Source organism: Neisseria iguanae, assembly GCF_003013245.1.
Taxonomy (GTDB): Bacteria; Pseudomonadota; Gammaproteobacteria; order Burkholderiales; family Neisseriaceae; genus Neisseria; species Neisseria iguanae.
Genome location: NZ_PXYY01000126.1, coordinates 1 through 5,149, shown reverse-complemented (window position 1 = coordinate 5,149; position 5,149 = coordinate 1). Strand labels below are relative to the sequence as shown.

Sequence of the window (5,149 nt, the reverse complement as noted above, 5' to 3'; positions counted from 1 at the left end):
ATAACGGGTTTGCCGGAGGGGTTCGGCATATCAACGGAATGGGGTCATTTTGGGCTTATGCAAAAAACAGGACGGTTAAATTTAACGGCGTATCCGGACGGACATTTTATTGGCACCTGAAAGAAACGGGATTCCGCTTTAATCACAGACATGATAACCTGTATGTAATTTTATTGGAAATGTTACGGAATATGCCTTTGGATTAGATTTGATTCCTGAGCCCCAAAATTAATCTGTTTCAGACGGCCTTAAAGTTTAGAAAATTCCAGTGTTGTTTACACTTTTTGTTGTTGCCGGAAGACTGGGTAAGGATTTTCGAGTGTTACCAAAATGCCGAAAGACATGGAAAACTATAAAGTTATTGATAGCAATAAAAATTTTTAAAACAATCATTTCAGAGAAAATAAAAGCAGTTTCACGTAAAAAGTGCCGGCAATCTGACCTTTCGCAACACCTGATTCAAATGATTTGAAGCTGGATCCAAATCAAGTGTATTATCGTATTTTGGTACAAACCAACAGCAATAGTTTGAAGGATAAAAACGGCAAAGAGATGCCGATTATCCCGGGTATGGTGGCAACGGTGGATGTGAAAACAGGTGAGAAAACCGTATTCCAATACTTGGTTAAACCGATTACCCGCATGAAACAAGCTTTAAGTGAGCGGTGATAGGGAATAATATATAAAAGGCTCTCGGATTCGCCTGCCAACAAGTGCAATAACGGAAATTAATGGTTCGAATATCCTCGAACCGATTACTCGGCGTATCATAAGCAAGCGTTTTTTCGGTCGCGTTTTTCCCGGTTGGTGGTTGGGTTTGCCAACCGCCTTTCCTATTTCTACCCGTCATCAGATTGAAAACCGAAAGCCTGCTGCAGCAATCCGCCGGTGTTTGCCACTAAGCCGAAAGACGGCCGAAGCCGGTTTTGGCGCTCAGCTTTATCGGGCTTATCGGTGGCAAACGGGTTTTTGCGTTTGGTTTGTATGGGGTTTGTCTGCGGGTTTTGCAGTGGTGCGGCGGTGCCGCCTTGCCGACAGGCGGCTATCCGCTGGCGCAGGTGTGTGCGTGAGGCTTTGAAGCGCGCTGCCGGCTGTGCACTTGGTGATAATGGGGTAGGTCCCGGTATTTGAAGTCCGGTGTATATTCGGACAGTAAGAAAACTGAAGAAAACCGCACCTTTTTAGTTGGAAGGGGTGTCCGACTTTTTGAGTGCAGTTCAATGTTTTTCAGACGACCTTTTTGTATGAGGATTTCAGTATATGACTGATTCACTTAAAAATGAACACACGGGTAGGTCGGATGCCCGTATCGGCCCTTAACGCGGAGTAATAATGAAGTTTAAATTATATGTTTCCATCTTGGTGGCCTTGGTATTGGCTGCTTGTGCCCAACCCAATATGCCGCAGCAAACTCACTGGCCGGAAGCCAACAACACAGGCGACTTCACCGCAGCCGGCCGTTTGGCAGTAAAAATAGAGGGTAAAGGTTCGTATGCCAATTTTGACTGGGTGTATCAGAATCAAGTGCAAACCATCAATGTGAATACACCTTTAGGCAACACGGTCGGCCAGTTGTGCCAAGATAAGCAAGGCGTGTTGGCTGTGGACAATAAAGGGCAGGTTTATCATGCGCAAACCGCAACGCAATTAAACCGGCAGTTATTGGGCTTTGAATTGCCAGTGCAATATCTGCATATTTGGGCAAACGGTAAAAGAGTGGCTGATGCGCCGTACCGGCTGCTTTCAGACGGCCGTTTGCAACAATTCGATTGGACCGTCACCCGCACTGCAAATCAGGCAGGGCAGGCGCGCGTATTATTATTGGAAAGCGCAAAATTGAGCGTTCGGTTGGTGTTTGACGAAATGAATACCAACCCGAAGCCGGCTCCGCAACAACAATGCGCCGCACGTGGCTAAGGGGGCCGTATGAACATTCCGCAGCAGATACAAGCATTTTGGGCGCCGGCCAAATTGAACTTGGATTTGCGCATTATCGGACGCAGGGCAGACGGCTACCATGACTTGGAAAGCATTTTTTGCCTGATTGGCTTATACGATACCGTATATTTGGGCTTACGCGAGGACGGTAAGATTGTGTTGCACACCCCTGTCAAAGGCATGACGCAAGAGCAGGATTTGGCATATCGTGCCGCAGCAGCCTTAAAAGTGTATACCCAATCCGGCGGTGGCGTAGATATCTGGCTGGAAAAAAAGATTCCGATAGGTGGCGGATTGGGTGGCGGTAGTTCGGATGCGGCTACGGTTTTGCTGGCTTTAAACCGATTATGGCAATGCGGTTTGGGCAGGCAGGAGTTGATTGATTTGGGCGTTAAATTGGGGGCGGATGTTCCGTTCTTTATCTTCGGACGCAGCGCTTTTGCCCGTGGTGTCGGCGAGAAACTAATCGAAATAGATGTGCCAAAACAATGGTATGTCATTATTAAGCCAGATGTTCATGTGGCAACCGCCAAAATTTTTTCCCATCCCGACTTGACACGTGATTCCAAACCAAGCATAATCCCTGCTTTCCAAGCATTACAGCCGTTTTGCAATGATATGCAGGCGGTGGTATTTCGGGAGTATCCTGAAGTTTGGAAGGCTTATCTTGAGATGTCGAAGCATGGTAGAGCATTGATGACCGGTTCCGGTTCCTGCGTATTTGTTCCATGTGAGTATCAGCAAGAAGCAGAAAAGATATACCAGCAAGTTTCTAAAATATATGAAGCATATTGTGTTGAAGGATTAGATGTTCATCCTTTGTTTCATGTATGAGTGAGATAGTTGGGGAGTCGTCAAGCGGTTAAGACACTGGATTTTGATTCCAGCATGCGAAGGTTCGAATCCTTCCTCCCCAGCCAACACCCTTTATTGGGGAGTCGTCAAGCGGTTAAGACACTGGATTTTGATTCCAGCATGCGAAGGTTCGAATCCTTCCTCCCCAGCCAAATAAAAGCGTGTAAGTTTTCTTACACGCTTTTTTATGTTGTAAATTAATGAATTTATCCGCTAAATCCTTGGGTTTATGCGCTGTTTTGCGTATAATGTTAACCTTGACGTCAAGGTACGAAGCAGAGGAAAGCAGAATGTTTTCTGAGCAATGTTTGAATGCAAAATCAGGTGAAAATGATATGGCTGCATATGATAGTTTGATGGTATTTACCGGTAATGCCAATCCCGATTTAGCCCAACGTGTTGTCAAACACTTGGATATTTCTTTAGGTGAGGCAAATGTAAGCAAATTTTCCGATGGTGAAGTCGCCATTGAATTATTGGAAAATGTACGGGGTCGTGATGTATTCATTTTGCAGCCGACTTGTGCACCAACCAATGACAACCTGATGGAAATTCTGACTATGGCAGATGCATTGAAACGTGCGTCTGCCGGTCGTATTACTGCTGCCATTCCTTATTTCGGTTATGCCCGCCAAGACCGCCGTCCGCGTTCGGTTCGTGTGCCTATTTCGGCAAAGTTGGTTGCCAATATGCTGTATTCGGCCGGTATCGACCGAGTATTAACGGTTGATTTGCATGCCGACCAGATTCAAGGCTTTTTTGATATTCCTGTAGATAATATTTATGCTACACCGGTATTGCTCAATGACATTGCCCAACAGCGCATTGAAAACCTGACCGTGGTCAGCCCTGATATTGGTGGTGTGGTCCGTGCCCGTGCTGTAGCCAAAGCATTGAATGTTGATTTGGCGATTATTGACAAACGCCGTCCTAAAGCCAACGTTGCCGAGGTGATGAACATCATTGGTGACGTCCAAGGCCGCACTTGTTTGATTATCGACGATATGATTGATACGGCCAATACTTTATGTAAAGCCGCCTCTGCACTGAAAGACCGTGGTGCTGAGCGTGTTTTGGCTTATGCAACGCATCCTGTGTTTTCCGGTGCGGCTGTAGAACGTATTTCATCATCTGATATCGATCAGGTGGTGGTAACCGATACTATTCCTTTGTCGGAAGCGGCTAAAAATTGTGACCGCATCCGTCAAGTAACCATTGCCGGCTTATTAGCAGAAACTGTCCGCCGTATCAGTAATGAAGAATCTGTGTCCTATCTTTTCAATGAAGAAGTGACTACAACCTTTGGTGGTATTTTGCTGCCATAACACTCGGTCGTCTTAAGCTGGTCGCGGCTGATGACGATATTTTTAATCTAATTGGAGTATTTTATTATGTCATACGAAATTCAAGCTACTGTTCGCGAAAATAAAGGCACTGGTGCGAGCCGCCGCCTGCGTCGCGAAGGCCAAATCCCTGCTATCTTGTACGGTGAAGATCAAGATGCCGTAGCAATTGCAGTAGACCACAAAACCATGTACTATGCATTGGAAAAAGAATCTTTCCATACAGCATTGATTAAATTGTCTTTGGATGGCAAAACTCAAGACGTGATTGTGCGCGATTTCCAAATTCACCCATTCCGTCAGCAAGTTCAACACATTGACTTCCAAGCAGTTAAAGCGGATCAAAAAATCCGTATCTGCGTACCACTGCATGTGGTGAACGCTGAAAACTCTCAAGCAATCAAATTGCAAGGTGGTCGTGTTTCTTTGTTGAAAACTTCAGTAGAAGTTTACACTTTGCCTGCCAACATTCCTGCATTTTTGGAATTGGATTGTGCTTCTGTTGTGGCCGGCGACATTCTGCATTTATCTGACATCAAATTTCCGGAAGGTGTTGAAAGTGTTTCTCTGAAATGTGGCGAAAATTTGGCCGTTGCTACTGTAACCGGTAAAAAACGCTAATAAATCGAACTAAAAAAAGCCTGAGATCTTTGCAAAACCCTTCCTAAAAAGCTTACTTAAGTTATTAAGTAAGCTTTTTTTGCTGCCAAAAGGCCCCTATATTTTCTATATTTCCCGTCTTCAGAGAGCATTTTCCCCTTTTTAGACAACAGTAGGCACACGAAGCCGGTTGGCAACCTTTAGCAGGTTGACACAAATTGCTTTCAAATGACTTTGCGCTGCGACTTTCAGTAATCCGAAATTCGGCATAAACCTTGATTTCCCAGGCAATATCGCTAAACCGCAGTTCGAAGTGGTTGCACCCGTGTCCGTCTGCAGGACTGATGTGCCGCTTTTCGAGATAACCTTTATCGTCGGTACGGGTGTGTTGTTTGCAGCCGAAGGAGAACTTA

The 5,149-nt window shown here is 45.4% G+C and carries 5 protein-coding genes, 2 tRNA genes and 2 pseudogenes; all 9 read left to right on the top strand.

Going from position 1 to position 5,149, the window contains the following annotated elements:
• Positions 1–206 (top strand): annotated as a pseudogene (locus C7N83_RS16360) (IS1595 family transposase); the annotation flags it as partial.
• A 253-nt stretch (positions 207–459) separates the two neighbouring features.
• Positions 460–669, top strand: a pseudogene (locus tag C7N83_RS12905) (hemolysin secretion protein D); the annotation flags it as partial.
• 219 nt (positions 670–888) lie between these two features.
• Positions 889–1,131, top strand: coding sequence for a hypothetical protein (locus tag C7N83_RS14360; RefSeq protein WP_146135164.1), 243 nt, complete (start codon positions 889–891; stop codon positions 1,129–1,131).
• A 201-nt stretch (positions 1,132–1,332) separates the two neighbouring features.
• Positions 1,333–1,917: an outer membrane lipoprotein LolB gene (locus tag C7N83_RS12900; RefSeq protein WP_106743134.1), complete on the top strand. Its 585-nt coding sequence runs from the start codon at positions 1,333–1,335 to the stop codon at positions 1,915–1,917.
• 9 nt (positions 1,918–1,926) lie between these two features.
• Complete coding sequence (gene ispE, locus C7N83_RS12895; protein ID WP_106743132.1) at positions 1,927–2,772, top strand: 4-(cytidine 5'-diphospho)-2-C-methyl-D-erythritol kinase; 846 nt, start codon at positions 1,927–1,929, stop codon at positions 2,770–2,772.
• Positions 2,773–2,782: 10 nt separating this feature from the next.
• Positions 2,783–2,858 (top strand) — tRNA-Gln (locus tag C7N83_RS12890).
• Positions 2,859–2,869: 11 nt separating this feature from the next.
• Positions 2,870–2,945 (top strand) — tRNA-Gln (locus C7N83_RS12885).
• A gap of 183 nt (positions 2,946–3,128) precedes the next feature.
• Positions 3,129–4,118 (top strand): ribose-phosphate pyrophosphokinase, encoded by a 990-nt coding sequence (locus C7N83_RS12880; RefSeq protein WP_106743135.1) that lies wholly within the window; start codon positions 3,129–3,131, stop codon positions 4,116–4,118.
• Positions 4,119–4,184: 66 nt separating this feature from the next.
• A complete protein-coding gene (locus C7N83_RS12875; RefSeq protein ID WP_106743131.1) occupies positions 4,185–4,757 on the top strand; it encodes a 50S ribosomal protein L25/general stress protein Ctc in 573 nt (190 codons plus the stop codon).
• The last annotated feature ends 392 nt before the right edge of the window (positions 4,758–5,149 follow it).

Bases quoted from the DNA above. Each gene is read 5' to 3' on its own strand.
- C7N83_RS12900 (WP_106743134.1), top strand. From the start codon at position 1,333: ATGAAGTTTAAATTATATGTTTCCATCTTGGTGGCCTTGGTATTGGCT.
- ispE (WP_106743132.1), top strand. From the start codon at position 1,927: ATGAACATTCCGCAGCAGATACAAGCATTTTGGGCGCCGGCCAAATTG.
- C7N83_RS12880 (WP_106743135.1), top strand. From the start codon at position 3,129: ATGGCTGCATATGATAGTTTGATGGTATTTACCGGTAATGCCAATCCC.
- C7N83_RS12875 (WP_106743131.1), top strand. From the start codon at position 4,185: ATGTCATACGAAATTCAAGCTACTGTTCGCGAAAATAAAGGCACTGGT.